Below are 17,440 nucleotides of genomic sequence, written 5' to 3'. Positions count from 1 at the left end.
GTCAGACCCGCTTGAGCACGTCGAGGATGCCCTCGACGACCTCCTCGGGCTGGTCCATGTGCAGCCAGCTGTGGCTGCCATGGGCCAGCACCCGGTGCTCGCCCCGCGGCGCGGCGGCGGCGAGTGCCCGGTACATCGCCAGTTTGCGCTCGCCCTGCACCCGCAGCAGTTCCTCGGACAGGAACAGCCGCTGGCTCGGGTCGATGCCGTTGGCGGTGTAGAGCAGGTACGGCACATCCGGGATCGGCCCGCCACGGCGTAGTTCGGCGAACACCGTCGCCAGGTTGGACCGCTCCAGGGCGCCGATCCGCATCCACTCCAGGTCGAGCTGCCGCTCGATCAGCAGCTCGCGGATCTCCGCAGGCCAGTCGGCCAGCTTCGCGGTGATCAGCTCGCGGAACCGCTGGATGATCTCGGTGGATGGTTCGGGCATCGGCGCGTCCGCCGCCCCGTGCTGGATCCGCAGCTCCGGCGGCATGTAGTCGTCCCAGTCCTCGTGCGCGCCCTCCAGTGACACCAGCCCGGCCACCTGGTCCGGGTAGCGCTGGGCGAAGCGGCGGGCGTAGACCCCGCCGAGGGAGTGCGCCACCAGCAGGTACGGGCCGCTGATCCCGCTGACCCGCAACAGTTCGCGCAGTTCGTCGGCGACCTCGGCCGCGGTGCGCGGCAACGGGATCCGCTCGCTGAAGCCGGTGCCCGCCCGGTCGTAGAGCACGCAGGTGGTGTGCTCGGCGATCCGGTTGTGCAGGTTGAGGTAGTGCAGGCCGACCATGCTCGCCCCTGGCAGGAACACCACCGGCGGCCCGCCCCGGCCGGATCGGTGCGTGAACAAGCTCCGCCCGGCCACCCGCACGTGCTCGCCCAGCGGTAACGCGGCTGCCTGGGTCATCTCGTGGTCCCCCTCGGTTCCGGTGTGGTCGGTGGCGTCGCCGACTATACGTATACTCCTACGTACACGCAACCAGCCAAACAGCTCGATATAGAAATCCCGAATGCGCTATTCGCGGGCAATGATCTGGCCGACAACGGCCGCGACCTGGCCCGGAGAAGGTCTTTCGACGTAGAACAACCTCGTCACGGCACTGGCAGCAACGTGACATCCGACCCGAGGTGGTTCATGTCCGGAAATGAGAAGTCCCTACTCGGCCGCCGCGTGCAGGCAATGCGGGAACGCGCCTTCATCGGCCGGGAAGCCCAGCTCAGCGCCTTCACCGAGGCACTGGCCGGGACCGGTCAGGCCGCGTCCGTGTTGTTCGCGCACGGTCCGGGCGGCATTGGCAAGTCGACCCTGCTTCGACGATTCGGGCAGGTTGCCCGTTCGGCCGGCCGCACCGTTGTGGAGATCGACGGACGTATTACCGGGACCGATCCAGGGCAATTCGCGAATAGCGCTCAGGTTGCCCTCGCCGATGAGCGCGCGGTGCTACTGGTGGACGACTTCGACGCCTGCGCGGGCCTGGCGGACTGGCTACGCGAGGACTTCCTGACCCGGCTGCCCATCGGCGTGGTCACCGTGCTGGCCGGCCGCCGCCCACCGGGCAGCCGGTGGCTGGTCGACCCGGGCTGGGCCGGACTGTTCCGCCCGCTGCCCGTGCGCGACCTGGCCCCGCCCGAGGCGGCGACCTTCCTGGGTGACCGGGGCGTGCCGGCGAAGGCGATCGACGCGCTGCTGTCCTTCACCGGCGGCAACCCACTCGCCCTGGCCCTGGCCGCCGCCCTCGCCCAGCACGAGTCGGCACCGCCGGCCGACTGGACGCCGGGGCACGGCGTGCTGGAGGCACTGCTGCCGCAGTTGATCGGCGAACTGCCCTCGGCACTGCACCGGCGGGCGCTGGAGGTGTGCGCGCACGCGCGGGTCACCACCGAGGGCCTGCTGCGCGCGGTACTCGGCGAGGCCGCCGCGGAGTTGTTCGGCTGGCTGCGCGGACTGCCGTTCGTCGCGGTCACCGAACGCGGGCTGTACCCGAGCCCGGTGGTGCGCGCGGCCCTGGAGGCGGACCTGCGCTGGCGTGACCCGGACGCCCACCAGACCATGCACGGCCAGATCCGGGAACACCTGCGCGCCGCCGTACAGACGGCCACCAACTCCGCCGCCCACCCAGCCGCCCGCGTCACCACCCACGCCGCCGCCCGCGCCGAGGCCCTGCCACTCATCGACGCCCTGCTCTACCTGCGCCGCGACCCTGCGGTGCGGGCCACGCACACCTTCCGCGACGCGGGCTCGGTACGCGAACTGCCGTACACCCCGGCCGAACACGCCACCGTGCTCGCACTGACCGAGGCCGCCGAAGGCCCCGACGCCGCCGACCTGGCCCGCTACTGGCTGGCCCGCCAGCCCGAGGCGTTCCGCCTCTACCAGTGCACCCGCACCAGCCGGGTGATCGCCTTCGCCGCCTGGCTGCGCCTGGCCGACCAGGAGGGCACCGACACCGACCCGGTGGTCGCCGCCGCCTGGGCACACGCCCGCGCCACCGCGCCACTACGCGAAGGCGAAACCCTCGCGGTGGCCCGCTTCGCGGTACACCCGGAGTCCTACCAGCGTCCCTCCCCTGTGCTCGACCTGATGCGCTGCGGCGCCATCGCGGAAACCCTGCGCCCACACCGCATTGCCTGGACATACACCGTGCTGCGGGACCCGGAGTTCTGGACCCCGCACCTGACCCACTGGGGCAACCACCCCGTGCCGGACCGGCCGACCGTCGGCGAATACAGCTACACCCTGTTCGCCCGCGACTGGCGCAGCCACAGCACACCGCCCCGCCTGACCTCGCTGCGCGGCACCGCGGCACAACGGCCCGGCCCACGCGGCCTGATCGTGCTGACCCGCCCGGAGTTCGACAGCGCGGTCCGCGACGCCCTGCGCTGCCTGCGCGACGCCGAAGCCCACACCGCCAACCCACTGACCCACAGCCGCCTGGTCGCCGAGACCAGAACACCCCTCAACGACCTGCTGCTGCGCGCCATCCAGTCCCTGCGCGAGGACCGCGGCGGCGAGAAGTACCACCGCGCGGTCACCGCCACCTACACCCGCGGCGCCCCCACCCAGGAGGCCGCCGCGTCCCGCCTCGGCCTGCCGTTCAGCACCTATCGACGGCACCTGCAGACCGGCCTCAGCAGACTGTGCGATGTGTTGTGGGACAAGGAGATCCACGGCGAGGAGCAGCCGGTCGGCAAGGTCAGCTGACCAGCCGGGCCCGGTGTGCCCGGCCGCCCCGGCCGGTGGGTCCCGCCAGGCCCGCCCGGCCGGCCGGGCGAACCTGGTGTTCTGCTTCTGTCACATCCCGCGGTTCTGCTCCGTCAGAGCCAGTGACGGACCCCGGCGAAGGAATGTGACCGATGGACGAACACGATGTGCTCGCGGCGCGATTCGAGGAGAACCGCAACCACCTCCTGGCGGTGGCCTTCCGCGTGCTGGGCTCCCGCACCGAGGCCGAGGACGCGGTGCAGGAAGCCTGGTTCCGGCTGAGCCGGACCGATACGGACCAGGTGGACAACCTCGCGGGCTGGCTGACCACCGTGGTGGGGCGGGTGTGCCTGGACATGTTGCGGGCCAAGCGTTCCCGGCGGGAGGAACTGCCGGGGGAACAGCTCCCCGAGCAGGTCGCCGAGGCGGACGGCCCGGAGCAGGCGGCCCTGCTCGCTGATTCAGTCGGTGTTGCCCTCCTTGTCGTGTTGGAGACGTTGGCGCCCGCGGAACGGCTCGCCTTCGTGCTGCACGATCTCTTCGCGGTGCCCTTCGACGAGATCGCGCCGATCGTGGGCCGCTCGCCCGAGGCGACCCGTCAACTCGCCAGCCGGGCGCGCCGGCGGGTGCAGGGCGCACCCGCCGAGCCGGAACCCGACCAGAACCGGCAACGCGCCGTGGTGGAGGCGTTCCTGGCCGCCTCCCGCGGTGGTGATCTCCAGGCCCTGCTCGCGGTGCTCGACCCCGACGTCGTGCTCCGCGCCGACCAGGTGGCGGTCACCACCGCCAAGACCTACGCGAAGCAGGGCGCACCACTGCTGACTGCCGAACTGCGGGGCGCCGAGGCTGTCGCGAAGACCTTCTCCGGCCGGGCTCGGGCGGCCCAGCCGGCCTTGCTCGACGGCGTGGTGGGCGCGGTGGTCGTCACGGGCAGTCGGACCCGGGTCGCCTTCGCGCTCACCGTTGTCGACGATCGGATCGTCGGCATCGACGTCGTTGCCGACCCGGAGCGACTCGGGCGGCTGTCGATGACGCTACTCGGCTGACGGGGCCGCTAACCAGGGACTCTGAGTCCCAGGGACGGGGAGTCCCTGGGACTCGGAGTCCCCTGGTGCGAGGTGGCGGATGTGGGCAGGGTGGAGGCATGGAACGCGGAATTCGCAGCGAAGCGCCCGGGAGCGGGCGAGGTGTCACGGTGCCGGCCACGAGGGCGGACGGAGCGGCCCGGCCGAGGCCGGGGCATGGGCTGGAGCATGGGCGCGGCTTGGGCTGGTGGCTGGGCCGGGAATGCGGGCAGCGGCGGCGACTGGGCTCCGGGTGGAGCCGGGCGCCGGACCGGACGGAGTGCCGGACGGCGGACCCGGCGGGATGCTGAGCGCGCCGGGGCGCCGGGCCTGACAGGTTGCCGGGCACGGCCGGATGCGCGGCCCGGCGGGTGCAGGACCTGGCGGGTTGCCCAGCATGGCCCGATGCCGGGCGCGGCCGGTGCAGCATCTGGCAGGTTGCCCAGCGCGGCCGGACGCCGGGCGCGGCCGGTCCAGGACCTCGCGGGATGCCGGGCGCGGCGGAAAGCTGGGCGCGGCCGGATGCGCAGCGCGCTGGGCGCGGCGTGTGTCGGGCGCGGCCGGAAGTGTGGCGCGGTGTGCTGGGCGCGGCGTGTGTCGGGCGCGGCTGGATGGGCGCTGGGCGGGCTGACCGGCTTCCGGGGCTCGGGGCCGAGGAATGCCGGAAGCCGGTCGCGCGCGTTCCGGGCATCCCTCTGCTGAGGGTTCCGGGTGCCCGGGGCAGCGGGACCAACGCTAACCGCGGCGCCAATACCGCCGCTAAACACCGACTCAGGTCGGCTACCTGCGACAACGACTGGAGGTGAATGCCAACCGGCAATGCCGCGCCGCGGTCTCCACCGGGGTGGCGGCCAGGATGTCCGCCGGGGCCCGGATCGGTGCCCTTGCTTGACAGCGAATAGGTCTAGACCAGATGCTCGGTGGGCTCGCCGCCGCCACCGCACGAGCTGCTGGAGGACTGCCGGTGTCCCATCCGCGTTCCCGCCCGAGTACCCGTCTGCTGGCCCTGTTGTCCGGAGGACTGCTCGCGTTGTCCGGGCTCCTGATACCGCCCTCGGCGAGTGCGGCAGCGCAGCTGTCCGCGAGCTTCGCCACCACCGGGACCTGGGATTCCGGGTTCGGGGCGCAGTACACCATCCGCAACACCGGTGACTCGCCCGCGAGCGGGTGGACGCTGGTGTTCGACCTGCCGGACAACGTCCGGGTGACCAGCCTGTGGAACGGGCAGCACTCGGTGTCCGGCAACCGCAACACCGTGCAGGCGCTGTCCTGGAACGGCACGATCGGCGCGGGCCAGAGTGTGACCGTCGGCTTCAACGGCAGCTTCACCGGCGCCCTCGCCGGGCCGACCGGCTGCACGGTCAACGGAGCGCCTTGTGTCGGCGGGCCCGTCGACACCCTGGCGCCGAGTGTGCCTGGCGCGGTGCGGGTCAGTGGGAGCACGGCGAGCAGCCTGACGCTGGCCTGGACCGCGGCCACGGACAACGTGGGTGTGGCCGGGTACCGGGTGTACGAGGGCTCGGTGCTGGTCGGCACCAGCGCGGGTGCGGAGGTGACCGTGTCCGGGCTGGCGCCGGAGAGCACGCACACCTACGTGGTGACCGCGGTGGACGCGGCCGGCAACGAGTCCGGGCGCAGCCAGGCTGTCACCGGCAGCACGCCTGCGGACACCAGTGCGCCCAGGGGCGGGATCGTCGGGGCCTACTACGCGGGCTGGACCGGGTTCCCGGTCGCGCAGATCCCGGCGCAGAAGCTGACCCACCTGTACTACGCCTTCGGGTCGGTGCAGGGTGGTCGGTGCCAGGCGCCCAGTGCCGCGGCGCTGAACCACTTCGCCGAGCTGCGCACGCTGCAGCAGCGGCACCCGCACCTCAACGTGATCATCTCGTTGGGGGGCTGGGGTGCGGACGGGTTCTCCGACGGGGCGCTGACCCCGGCCGCGCGTAGCGCGTTCGCCAGCTCGTGCGTTGACCTGTACCTCAAGCAGCACCGGGATGTCTTCGACGGGATCGACATCGACTGGGAGTTCCCGGTCTCCGGCGGCATCATCACCAAGCGGCCGGAGGACAAGCGCAACGCCACCCTGCTGTTCCAGGAGCTGCGGCGGCAGATCGACGCGGTCGGTGTCGCGCAGGGCCGCAGGCTGCAGCTCATCGCGGCCACGCCGGTCGGGCGGTTCCAGGACGACGGCCCGTACGACGTGACGCAGAGCTTCGAGCTGGCCGAGGTGGCCAAGACGCTCGACTTCTACAACGTGATGACCTACGACATGGGCACCGGCTACTCGCCGATCTCGATGTTCAACGCGCCGATGCGGGCCGCCGCCGAGGACCCGACCGGGCAGCCGATGAAGGGCGGCAACAACGTGATCGGCGGGATCGAGCACTACCTGGCCAACGGGGTGCCGAAGAACAAGATGGTGCTGGGCACGCCGTTCTACTCGCGGGGTTTCACCATCAACAGCCCGCAGGCGGACGCGCGGAAGGGGCTGTTCCTGCCCTACTCCGGCACCATCAACGCGCCGCAGTGGAAGACGATCAAGGCGCAGTACCTGAACAACCCGGCCTGGCAACAGCTCCGGCACGGCGCCGCCCAGGTGCCGTACCTGTACAACGCCTCGAGCAAGACCTTCATCAGCTACGAGGACCCGACCTCGATCGCGGTGAAGGCGGCCTACGCCAAGCAGACCGGGTTGCGCGGCACGTTCATGTGGGAGTTGTCCGATGACGACGCCCAGCACAGCCTGCTCAACGCGATGGCCGGGCCGTTCCTCGGCTAGCGGGGACCGATCACGGCTGGTCGAGTACGCGGTAGTGGTACCGGCTGACGGTGCTGAATCCGGCGCTGGCGTACAACCGCTGCGCGACCGTGTTCTGCTCCATCACCTGGAGGAACGCGTGGGTCGCTCCCCGGTCCGCTGCCCAGTGCAGCAGGCCGGCGAGCACCGCGCGGGCCAGGCCCTGGCCGCGGGCCGCGGGGTCCACCCACATGCCGAAGATGCCGACCCAGTCCCGCACCAGGGCGCCCCTGGCCAGGGCCTGGTCGTTCAGGTTGGCGTAGCCGGCCGGGACCGCGGTCAGGATCTGGTGGGTGATGAACCTGCCTGCCGGGTCGGTGCGGCCGCTTTCCGCCCAATGCAGGTCCAGCCAGGTCTCGGTGGGGTGATCGGTGACCACGGGGTGCCGGGTCTGCTCGCCGAGGGCCGCCAGGGCCGTGGGGATGGGGGCGGTCTGGCCGTGGACCGGGGTGACGATGCGGTAGCCGCGGGCGGCGAGGACCTCGTCCAGGTTTGTTGGTCTGCTGTCCGGGCCTACCTGGAAGACGCTGGGCTGGCCGAGGCGGGCGTAGTGCCGTTCGACCTCGGTCAGTGCGGCCTCCAGGTCAGTGGGGGACTGTTCGGCCAGGACCGAGTTGGCCCGGTTGGTCACCCCGCCGGCGGTGCGCACCAGCCAGCCGTCCACCTCGCGGGTGTGCAGGCCCGGCCATGCCTCGGAGGCGAGCCTCCCGAACGAGATCGACTGAGTATGCATGGTCACGTATTTTCATTCATTGCGAACTCGGGTGCAACCGTCTTTCGCCGGGCTTCCGTCCTTGCGGTTGGGACGAGGAGAAGAGGAGTTCGGATGGGTTCGCTCTGCCGGGTCGGTGCTGGGGTGTTCGCGGTCACGGCCGCCCTCGCGCTCGGCTCATGCGGCGCGCGGCCCCAGGCCGGTTCCCCGCCCTCGGCCACGTCCAGTGGTTCGCCCAGTACGCAGGTCAGTAGCGAGTCGCCAGTGCGCAAGCTTGATGAGGCGAAACGCCAGCAGGTGGCCAAGGCCCGTCAGGAGGGCCGGAAGACCATGCTGCTCATGGTGTTCACCGAACCCGGTGCGACCGAGAAGGTCACCACGGGGCTACGCGAACTCGGGGCGACTGTGGAGGTCAGTGACGGTGCGGTCGGTTATCTGCGGGTCGAAGTGCCCCTCGACGCCGTGGAACGAGCCGCCGCGCTGCCCTCTGTCACATCAGTGGAACTGGATCGGCTGATCCCGCGAGACGACCCCACACCGGGAGTGCAGCCCGGTGTGGGGCCGTCGTGATCGGCCGGTTCAGCCGCTGGTGGCGCGGACCTCGACCCCGCTGATGGCGGCCACGCCCTCGGCGGTGGTGCGGACCTGGAGTTCACCGCGCAACGCCCGGCCCGGCGCCAGACCGCTGCGCGCGGTCACCGTGCCCGGCACCGTCCACGTACTCCCACTCGGCCTCGCCTGATCGGTGTCGCTGACCTCGACCGCGCCGAGTGAGGGCGCGGCGTAGAGGTCCAGGTAGTCATAGGCCGTACTGCCGGTGGGCACCGCGTAGCCGTCGATCTCGATCCGCCAGCGCCCGGCCTTCGGGTTGCTGATGGTCACCTTCTCCGTCGCGGTGGGTCCGCCGCTGGACCCGGCCTGCGCGCAGGTGCCACTTGAGCAGTCGAAGACCAGCAGGTCCAGGTCGGCGCCGGGGTCGGCCGGGTTGCCGGTGCGCACGGTGAGCGTGGAGGTGCCCTCGGGCAGGGTCACCTCGTAACTCAGCTGAGTACCCGCGGCGATGGTGGGCCGCAACGTGCGCGCACTGCCCAGTGGGCCGCCCGCCAGCCGTCCGGTGAACGCGGCCATGGTGCTGTGCAGCGCGTACTCCCTGGACACCGGCCGGCCGAGCGGCGCGGTGGCCACCACGTCCGGATCCGGTTGGACCTTGATCGCCAGCGCGGCCACGGTCACGGTGAACGGGGCGGCCAGCGCGTCGGAGGTACGCCGGGCGTCGGCGACGATCTCCCACACCCCCGGCTGCGGCGCGAGCACCGTGCGACTGCTCGGTGAGCCGGTGGGACAACCACCGCCGCCGTCGGGCAGGTAGCAGAACCGGGACCCGGTCTCCTCGTACGGCTGGCCGGTGGGCGTGAACGGCAGGAACCGCAGCTGGCCCTTGCCCGGCGCGCCGCCACCGGCGAAATCGATCTTCAGGCCGGTGCTGCCCGCCGGCACCCTGACGAAGGTCGAGCGGGTGCTGTTGCGCCCGGCCTCGCCGCTGGCACTGGCGGTGAAACCGTTGGCGGCGTTGAGTTCCAGCGGGGCGAACACCGAGTTGAGGGTGAACAGGTCGATGCCGGGGGTCATCGGGTTGTCGATGCGCAGCAGCGCGGAATGCGCGCCCGCGGTGCGCGGGGTGATCCGCACCGGCAGGGTGACCGGCTGGTTCAGCGGCAGCCGGATGCTGCTCGCGGAGCTGAACGTGCCGTCGTTGCCGAGCCATTCCACCCGGTGCCAGGCCCGGTTCGGCGATCCGGTGGTGCGGGTGAGCGTGTAGGTGCGGGTGTAGCCCACGCCGACCTGGACGCCCTCGCGGTCGTGGATGCCAACGCCCACATCGGGTTTGGCCAGCTGTCCGGACAGGACGGTCTTGACTCCGACCTCGGCCTTGATCACCTCTGGCGCCGGATCCCGTTGCAGGGCGGCGAAAGCGGCCGGGACGTCCATCAGTCCGGCGCCCTGTTCGTAGGCGCCCAGGTTCGGCAGGAAGCGTGCGGTGGAGTAGATCGCGTTGCGCAGCAAGGCCGGATCGGGCCGGGCGCCGCCGCGGGCGGCCTTGTGCGCGCCGATCAGCAGCGCCGCGCCGCCGGTGGCCTGCGGGGAGGCCATCGAGGTGCCGTTGAACATCGAGTACCCGGCGGGCAGCGGATAGGTGCCGGCGATCGGACCGGGCGTTTGCCACGGTGGCACAGTGGAAATCGCCGCGCCGGGGGCGATGATGTTCGGCTTGAAGCCGCCGTTCTCCGCCGGTCCGCGGGAGGAGAACGGGTGCAGGCCCTGCTTGGCCGAGACCACGGATCCGTAGTCGGCCAGCCAGGTCTCGGCGGTGATCGAGGAGCCGACGCTGACCGCGTCCGCGGCCACCGAGGGGTCGCCGACGGTGTTCGCGCCCGCGCCCTCGTTGCCCGCGGAGATGAAGAGCTGGACCTTGTACTCGGCGATGGTGCGGTTGTAGAGCGCGGCGCGGGCGTTGTCCCCGTCGTTGAGACCGGGCAGGCCGCCGATGGAGATGTTGACGACATCGGCGCCGTTGCGCGCGGCGTAGAGCACGCCGTCGACCAGGCCGCTGGAGGTGCAGGCCACGGTGGCCAGGCAGGCCTTGACCGAGATGAGCTTCGCACCCGGCGCGCCACCGGCCATCGCCCCGCCGAAGAGCTTGTTCCCGGCCGCGATCCCGGCCACGTGCGAGCCGTGCGCTGCGCTGGCCATGCCCAGGCTCACATACGGCGTGGCCTTGCCGTCGTAGGTCGAGCGGTCGGTCTGCACCACGAAGGCGACCCGGTCCAGCACCGGCGTCTGCGGCCGGTCCTGGCCGAAGTGGCCGATGTCGTGCTTCACCTTGTAATCGATCATCGGCGTCTCGTCGGTGAAGTCGCCGTCGCCGTCCAGGTCGACCCGGACCTGCTTGGTGACCGTGTCCTGGAGCACGCCCCAGGAGTCGGCGCGGTCGCCGTCCCGGTTGACGTCGCCGCCGATCTCACTGCCCGTCGCACCCAGGTCCTGCGCGATTTCCCGGAACAGGCCGAAGGAATAGGGCCCACCGGTCGCGGGTGCGGACCAGTCCCGGTCGGCGGCGTTGAACTGTCCACTGTGGAGCTTGGTGGACATCTGCACCCAGGTGCCGTCGCCGGAGGTTGGCGAGTTCGCGGTGTACCAGTCGACGATCTTGCGCTCACCGGTGCTGGTGGTGGCCAGCGCCGGGTGATCCAGATCCACGCCGGAGTCCAGGATCGCGATCGTGGTGCCCCGGCCGTCGGCGCCGAAGCCGGGCGCGCCGATGTCCCTGGTGGGCAGATAGGGGTTGTCGCGCGGGGTCGCGGGGCCGGGCGCGGGCTGCGGGATCGGCTGCTCGGCGCCGTCCGGCCGCGGATTCTCCCGGCGCACCAGGTGATCCACGTCCACCGCCTTGACCGAGGCCAGCCGGGCCGCCCGCTCGGCGTGCTCGGCGGGCAGGTCGACCTTGAGGTACCCCACCGCGGGCTCACTCGCCCGCACCACCCCGCCCAGTTCCCGCAACTCGGCCTCGGCGTCCCCGGCCCGCCCGGTCTCGGCGGCGACCAGCAGGGTGACCGTGGCCTGCCCGGCACCGCGCGCCTCGGCGATCCGGCCGCGGTCGGCCTTGTCGAGCTGTTTGACCGCCTCGCCCGGCGGGGCCGCGGTCGCGGGCAGCGCGGTGAGGCTCATCGCGGCCAGCACCGAGCAGGCGAGCAGGAGCACCGCGCCGGGATGACGCGGCGGGCGAAGCGGTGTGGTCACGGCGGCACCCTTCGTACGGACGATCAGCGGAGCATCGGTCGCACGGTATCCACAATGGACGGTTTCGGCGCTTCGAGACGGGTGCCTTGGCCGGAAAGGACGAGACCCCGTCCGGGAGTGCAGCCCGGACGGGGTCTTCGTTCATTCAGTTGGTCAGCCGGTCACGGCCTGGATCTGCACCGCGCCACGGCCGACGGTCACCTTGTCGGCGGTCTGCACCAGCAGATCGCCGCGCAGGTGCCGCCCGGCGCCGGGCTGGCCGCCGACGTTGATCTTCGCCGGGACCGCCCACGAGGTGCCCGCCGCGTGCGCGGCGTCCGTGTCGGTCGCCGTGATGTTGCCAAGGGCCGCCGCGACGAAGGAGTCGAGGTAGTCATAGGCGGTGGTGCCGGCGGGCACCGAGTAGCCGTCGATCACCACGCGCCACTTGCCCGCGGCGGGGTTGGCGATGGTGACCGACTCCTCCGAGTCACCGTCGGCACTGGCCGCGGTGTCCACGCAGGTGCCGCTGGTGCAGTTCTGGACGGTGAGGTCCAGGTCGGCGGCGGCGTCGGCGGTGTTGCCGATGGTGGCGGTGAAGCTGGACGCGCCGGCCGGGACCGTGACGTCGTACTGCTGGGACGTCAGGTTGGCGATGCTCGGCCGGTCGGTCTTCGCGCTGGCCAGGGTGCCGCCGACGAGCTTGCCGGTGAAGCCTGCCAGGTTGTTGGCCACGGTGTACTGGCGCTCCAGCGGAGTGCCGACCGCGGCCGTGGGGATCACGTCCGGGTTCGGGGTGATCTTGGTGCCCAGCACCTCGGCGGTGACCGAGTACGGCGCGACCTTCACATCCGAGGTCCGGCGGGCCTCGATGATGATCTCCCACACGCCGGGCTGCGGGTTGGTGATGGTGCGGCTGTTCGGCGTGCCGCCCGAGCAACCGGCGCCCGCGTCCGGGTTGTAGCAGTTGGTGGTCGAGGTGACATCCCTCGGCACACCGGTCGGGTCGTAGCGCAGGAAGCGCACCTGGCCCTTGCCCGCAGCGCCGCCGGCGGCCAGGTCGATCTTGAGTGCGCTGGCGCCCTGGGGCACCCGCACGAAGACCGACTTGGCCTGGTTGCGGCCGATCTCACCGGTGGAGGTGACCTTGTACCCGGCCGCGGCGGTGAAGTCCTGGGCGGCGAAGACCGCGGCCAGGCCCTGCGAGTCGATGCCAGGGGTGGCCGGGTTGTCCAGGCGCAGCAGGGCGGAGTGCGCGCCTGCCGACTTCGGGTTGACCTTGACCTCGAACTTGACCGGGGTGTTCAGCGGGAGCTGCACCGAACGCGCCGAGGAGAAGGTGCCGTCGTTGCCCACCCAGTCCACCGAGTAGCGGTGGTTGCCGGCCGCGCCGGTGGTGCGGGTCAGGGTGTAGGTCCTGGTGTAGGACTTGCCGGCGGCCACGCCCTCACGGTCGTGGATGCCGACGCCGAAGCCGGGCTTGGCCAGCTGGCCTTCCAGCGAGGTGTCCACCTCGACCTCGGTGCGCACCGTGTCGGTGGCCGGTCCGCGCTGCAGCGCGAAGAACGCGCCCCAGACGTCGAACTTGCCGGCGCCCTGCTCGTAGGCGCCCAGGTTCGGCAGGAACTTGGCGCTCGAGTAGATCGCGTTGCGCAGTTGGGCTGGCGTCGGACGCTGCCCGCCGTGGGTGGCCTTGTACGCGCTGAGCAGCAGCGCGGCCGCGCCGGTCGCCTGCGGGGAGGCCATCGAGGTGCCGTTGAACATCGAGTACCCGGCAGGCAGCTGGAAGGTGCCGACGGTCGGACCGGGGGCCTGCCAGCGCAGCGTGGTGGAGATCGCCGAGCCGGGGGCGATGATGTTCGGCTTGAAGCCGCCGTCCTCGGCCGGACCGCGCGAGGAGAACGGGTGCAGGCCCTCCTTGGCCGCGGCCTCCGAGCCGTAGTTGCTCAGCCAGGTCGCCGCGGTGATCGAGGAGCCCACGCTGACCGCGTCGGTGGCCACCGAGGGGTCGCCGACGGTGTTCGCGCCTGCGCCGCTGTTACCGGCCGAGATGAAGATCTGCATCTTGTACTCGGCGATGGTGCGGTTGTAGAGCGCGGCCCGCGCGTTGTTGCCGTCGTTGAGGCCGGGCAGTCCGCCGATGGAGATGTTGATGACGTCCGCGCCGTTCTTGGCCGCGTACAGCACGCCGTCGAGCAGACCGCTGGAGGTGCAGCCGGGGCTGGACAGGCAGGCCTTGATCGAGATCAGCTTCGCGCCCGGCGCGCCACCTGCGATGTTGCCGCCGAGCAGCTTGTGCCCGGCCGCGATGCCTGCCACGTGCGAACCGTGCGAGCCGGAGGCGATGCCCAGGCTGACGTACGGGGTGCCACCGATGTCGTAGATCGAGCGGTCGGTCTGCACCACGAAGGCCATCCGCTCAACGATGTTGGCGGTCTCGGCCTTGTCCGTGCCGAAGTACTGCACGTCCTGCTTGACCTTGTAGTCGATCATCACCTTGTCGTTGGTGAAGTCGCCGTCGCCGTTGAGGTCGACCCGGACCTCCTTGGTGACGATGTCCTGCAGCACGCCCCAGGAGTCGGCGCGGTCGCCGTCCCGGTTGACGTCGCCGCCGATCTCGCTGCCCGCCGCGCCCAGGTCCTGCGCGGTCTCCTTGAACAGGCCGAAGGAGTACGGGCCACCCGTGCTGGGCGCGGTCCACTCGCGGCCGGCCTCGGTGAACTTGCCGGTGCGGCCGTTCTTGGTCATCGCGACCCAGGTGCCGTCGCCGGAGGTGGGCGAGTTCGCGGTGTACCAGTCGACGATCTTGCGCTCACCGGTGCTGGTGGTGGCCAGCGCCGGGTGGTCGAGGTCGACGCCGGAGTCCAGGATCGCGATGGTGGTGCCCCGGCCGTCCCAGAACGGCAGCGTCTGCCCGAACTGCGCGGCGCCGATGTCGCCGGTCGGCATGTACGGGTTGACCCGGGGGGTCTTGGCGTCGGGCGCCTTCTGCGGCAGCGGCTGCACCGCGCCGTTGGGCTGCGGACGCGGGTCGTCGACCGGGATGACCGCGTCGACGTCGATGGCGTCCACCGACTTCAGCTTCGCGACCTGCTCGGCCTTCTCGCGCGGCACGGAGACCTTGACGTAGTCCACGCTCTTCTCGGTGGACTCCACGACACCGCCGAGCGAGCGCAGCTCCTCAACGGCCTTGTCGGTGCGGCCCTTGGCCGCGGCCACCAGCAGGGTCACGTTCTGCTTGCCCTCGCGGGCGGCCTCGGCCAGGAGTTCCCGGTCGCGCTTGTCGAGCTGTTTGTCCGCCTGGGGCGGATTCTGTTGCGGGGCCGCCGAGGCGGGCGCGGCCAGGCCGAACGCGGCGGTGCCCAGCGCTGCGGCCAGCACGGCCGCGGCAGGCGCACGCCAGCGGCGGGTGGAGGGGTTGGTCACGGCTGATCCCTTCTTGGGAACGATGCCCAAGAGCAGAACCCGCCGCCAGGGGAAGTTCAATGGCGCAAACGGAGCACTCAATACTGTTCAATACAGTCCACTATGGACGTTAGCCATCCCACATAACGGTTGTGCGTCAAGGCTTCCGCCGGAAACGGTTCAGAACCGCATTTCCTTCATCCGCTTGATCTCCGCGGTCTGGGTGGCGATGACGTCCTGGGCCATCTCCTCGACGAAGATGTCGTGCCCGCTGGCCAGCACGTCGTTGGCCATCTTCACCGCGCCCTCGTGGTGGGCGATCATCAAGCGCACGAACAGCTTGTCGAAGTCCGCGCCCCTGCTGTTCTTGAGGTGGACCATGTCCGCGAAGGAGGCCATCCCCGGCATGGCCGCGTCACCGGAACCGTGTCCGCCGCCGGCATGCGCCTCCGGCACCGGTTTCTTGTGCCGCTGCAGGTAGGCCGACATGGCCTGGATCTCCGGGGCCTGCGCGCCGTCGATCCGCGCGGCCAGCCCGCGCACATCCTGGTGCTGGGCGCGGTCCGGGGCCAGCGCGGTCATCTCCAGCGCCTGCCGGTGATGCGGAATCATCATCGAGACATAGCGGAAATCGGCATCACCGGGCGGCCGCTCGGCCAGCGGCGGCATGCTCGACAGGGTTTTCGCCGGCTCACCAGGCTTGCCCGGCGCGATCACCGGCACCCGCTCGGTGGCCTCCGGCGGCGCACCCTGCGTGCCATTGCCGGTACAGGCAGTGAGCGACAGGACGGCGAATACCGCGAGGACACCGGTTTTCCAGGGCAGACGGCTCACGACCAGCGACGCTACCTGGGCGTCCGCCTGCTGGGAACCTGGAAAAACTGTGTGCAGCGGGGGGCCAAAGGCTGTTTCCTAACCGAAAGCACACGTAGATACTGCACAGATCCAGCCGTCACGCGATGGGAGCTTTGAGGGTGGCGTCTACCCAACGCACTGCACGCCGTTTACTGATGGTGCTGTCCGGAGCGGCGCTCGTCGCCGCCTCCACGCTCGCCGGCTCGCCCGCTGTGGCAGCCGAGCCGACCGACGGCATCCCCGGCGTTGACCAGATCGTCAGCAGCAGGAACATCAAGCAGGTCGCGAACCTGCCGAAGGAAGGGCCGTTCGCACCGGAGAACGCGCTCGGCACCGACATGGCCTTCCAGGGCGACTACGCCTTCGTCGGCAACTACAACGGGTTCGACATCTTCGACATCCGCCGTCCGGCGAAGCCGAAGCGGGTCGCCCAGGTGCTCTGCCCTGGTGGGCAGAACGACGTCTCGGTGCACGGGAACCTGCTGTTCCTGTCCACCGACTCCTCCCGCAGCAACAACTCCTGCGAGAACGTGAGCCAGCCGGCCACGGTCAAGGAGTCCTGGGAGGGCGTGAAGATCTTCGACATCAGCGACGTGCGCAACCCCAAGTACGTCGCCGCCGTGGAGAACGACTGCGGCTCGCACACGCACACCCTGGTGCCCGACAAGGGCAACCGGAACGTGTACCTGTACAGCTCCTCCTACGGCCCGTCGGCCGCCTTCCCGGACTGCCAGCCGCCGCACGACAAGATCTCCATCGTGAAGGTGCCGCTGCGCAACCCGGCGGCCGCCTCGGTGATCTCCGCGCCGGTGCTGTTCCCGGACGGTGGCAACCCCGGCGGTAGCCCCAGCACCAACCCGAACCTGTCCGCGACCTCGGGCTGCCACGACATCACCGTCTACCCCAAGCTGGACCTGGCGGCCGGCGCGTGCATGGGCGACGGCATCCTCTTCGACATCTCCAACCGGGAGAAGCCGAAGGTGATCGAGCGGGTGCGCGATGACGTGAACTTCGCGTTCTGGCACTCCGCGACCTTCAACAACCGCGGCGACAAGGTCGTCTTCACCGACGAGCTCGGCGGCGGCGGTGGCGCCACCTGCAACGCGGCCACCGGCGACAAGCGCGGCGCGAACGGCGTCTACGACATCGTGGGCAAGGGCGACAAGCGCAAGCTGGTCTTCCGCAGCTACTACAAGATCCCGCGGCCGCAGAAGGACACCGAGAACTGCGTGGCGCACAACGGCTCGCTGATCCCGGTTCCCGGCAAGGACATCATGGTCCAGGCCTGGTACCAGGGCGGCGTGTCGGTGTGGGACTTCACCGACTCCAGCAAGCCCAAGGAGATCGGTTTCTGGGAGCGCGGCCCGCTCTCGGACACCCAGCTCAAGACCGGCGGTTCCTGGTCGGCCTACTGGTACAACGGTTACATCTACTCCTCGGACATCCAGAAGGGCTTCGACGTCCTCCGGCTTGACGACTGGCGCACCGACCTCGCGAAGTTCCAGCACTTCGACGAGCTGAACGTGCAGACCCAGGGCCGTTACTTCGGCTGATGTCCTAACTCGACACACCCTGCGGGGGTGTCGCATTCTTGCCAACCAGGTGAGGGTGCGGCACCCCCGTTGTCGTGTCCGGGGGCAGAAACC

The 17,440-nt window shown here is 70.6% G+C and carries 10 protein-coding genes; 5 read left to right on the top strand and 5 right to left on the bottom strand.

Features of this window, described 5'->3' with window-relative positions:
* Position 1: 1 nt before the first annotated feature.
* Entirely contained in the window at positions 2-889 is an 888-nt protein-coding gene (locus HNR67_RS08575; protein ID WP_185001538.1) for an alpha/beta fold hydrolase, read from the bottom strand.
* A gap of 228 nt (positions 890-1,117) precedes the next feature.
* On the opposite strand from HNR67_RS08575, the gene HNR67_RS08570 reads away from it, so the two are divergent.
* The 3 genes from HNR67_RS08570 (at position 1,118) to HNR67_RS08560 (ending at position 7,027) form a co-directional block, all read left to right on the top strand.
* On the top strand, positions 1,118-3,184 hold the full coding sequence (locus tag HNR67_RS08570; protein WP_185001537.1) for an ATP-binding protein: 2,067 nt from the start codon (positions 1,118-1,120) through the stop codon (positions 3,182-3,184).
* 152 nt (positions 3,185-3,336) lie between these two features.
* The gene (locus HNR67_RS08565) at positions 3,337-4,230 is read left to right on the top strand and encodes a sigma-70 family RNA polymerase sigma factor (protein WP_185001536.1); all 894 of its coding nucleotides are present in this window, start codon (positions 3,337-3,339) and stop codon (positions 4,228-4,230) included.
* A 982-nt stretch (positions 4,231-5,212) separates the two neighbouring features.
* Positions 5,213-7,027 carry a glycosyl hydrolase family 18 protein gene (locus HNR67_RS08560; RefSeq protein WP_185001535.1) on the top strand — a complete coding sequence of 605 codons (1,815 nt, stop codon included), beginning with the start codon at positions 5,213-5,215 and terminating at the stop codon, positions 7,025-7,027.
* A gap of 10 nt (positions 7,028-7,037) precedes the next feature.
* Here the strand turns inward: HNR67_RS08560 and HNR67_RS08555 are convergent, their stop codons facing one another.
* Complete coding sequence (locus tag HNR67_RS08555; protein WP_185001534.1) at positions 7,038-7,778, bottom strand: GNAT family N-acetyltransferase; 741 nt, start codon at positions 7,776-7,778, stop codon at positions 7,038-7,040.
* A 243-nt stretch (positions 7,779-8,021) separates the two neighbouring features.
* Between HNR67_RS08555 and HNR67_RS08550 the strand changes: the two genes are divergently transcribed.
* A complete protein-coding gene (locus HNR67_RS08550) occupies positions 8,022-8,327 on the top strand; it encodes a hypothetical protein (RefSeq protein ID WP_185001533.1) in 306 nt (101 codons plus the stop codon).
* A gap of 9 nt (positions 8,328-8,336) precedes the next feature.
* Here HNR67_RS08550 and HNR67_RS08545 read toward each other — a convergent pair whose 3' ends face one another.
* The 3 genes from HNR67_RS08545 to HNR67_RS08535 form a co-directional block, all read right to left on the bottom strand.
* Positions 8,337-11,483 (bottom strand): S8 family serine peptidase, encoded by a 3,147-nt coding sequence (locus HNR67_RS08545; protein WP_185010350.1) that lies wholly within the window; start codon positions 11,481-11,483, stop codon positions 8,337-8,339.
* Between the two features lie 225 nt (positions 11,484-11,708).
* Complete coding sequence (locus HNR67_RS08540) at positions 11,709-14,960, bottom strand: S8 family serine peptidase (RefSeq protein WP_185001532.1); 3,252 nt, start codon at positions 14,958-14,960, stop codon at positions 11,709-11,711.
* A gap of 159 nt (positions 14,961-15,119) precedes the next feature.
* On the bottom strand, positions 15,120-15,773 hold the full coding sequence (locus HNR67_RS08535) for a DUF305 domain-containing protein (protein WP_312986789.1): 654 nt from the start codon (positions 15,771-15,773) through the stop codon (positions 15,120-15,122).
* 176 nt (positions 15,774-15,949) lie between these two features.
* Here HNR67_RS08535 and HNR67_RS08530 point away from each other — a divergent pair, with 176 nt between their 5' ends.
* Positions 15,950-17,347, top strand: a complete 1,398-nt coding sequence (locus HNR67_RS08530; RefSeq protein WP_246492479.1) for an LVIVD repeat-containing protein — start codon at positions 15,950-15,952, stop codon at positions 17,345-17,347.
* Positions 17,348-17,440: the final 93 nt, after the last annotated feature.

This window comes from Crossiella cryophila, from assembly GCF_014204915.1.
GTDB lineage: Bacteria > Actinomycetota > Actinomycetes > Mycobacteriales > Pseudonocardiaceae > Crossiella > Crossiella cryophila.
The sequence above is the reverse complement of the archived record's forward strand: the minus strand, read 5'-3'. Positions and strand labels throughout refer to the sequence as shown.

Coding starts and splice junctions, on each gene's coding strand:
- HNR67_RS08570 (WP_185001537.1), top strand. CDS start 1,118: ATGTCCGGAAATGAGAAGTCCCTACTCGGCCGCCGCGTGCAGGCAATG.
- HNR67_RS08545 (WP_185010350.1), bottom strand. CDS start 11,483: ATGAGCCTCACCGCGCTGCCCGCGACCGCGGCCCCGCCGGGCGAGGCG.
- HNR67_RS08565 (WP_185001536.1), top strand. CDS start 3,337: ATGGACGAACACGATGTGCTCGCGGCGCGATTCGAGGAGAACCGCAAC.
- HNR67_RS08555 (WP_185001534.1), bottom strand. CDS start 7,778: ATGCATACTCAGTCGATCTCGTTCGGGAGGCTCGCCTCCGAGGCATGG.
- HNR67_RS08530 (WP_246492479.1), top strand. CDS start 15,950: ATGGTGCTGTCCGGAGCGGCGCTCGTCGCCGCCTCCACGCTCGCCGGC.
- HNR67_RS08575 (WP_185001538.1), bottom strand. CDS start 889: ATGACCCAGGCAGCCGCGTTACCGCTGGGCGAGCACGTGCGGGTGGCC.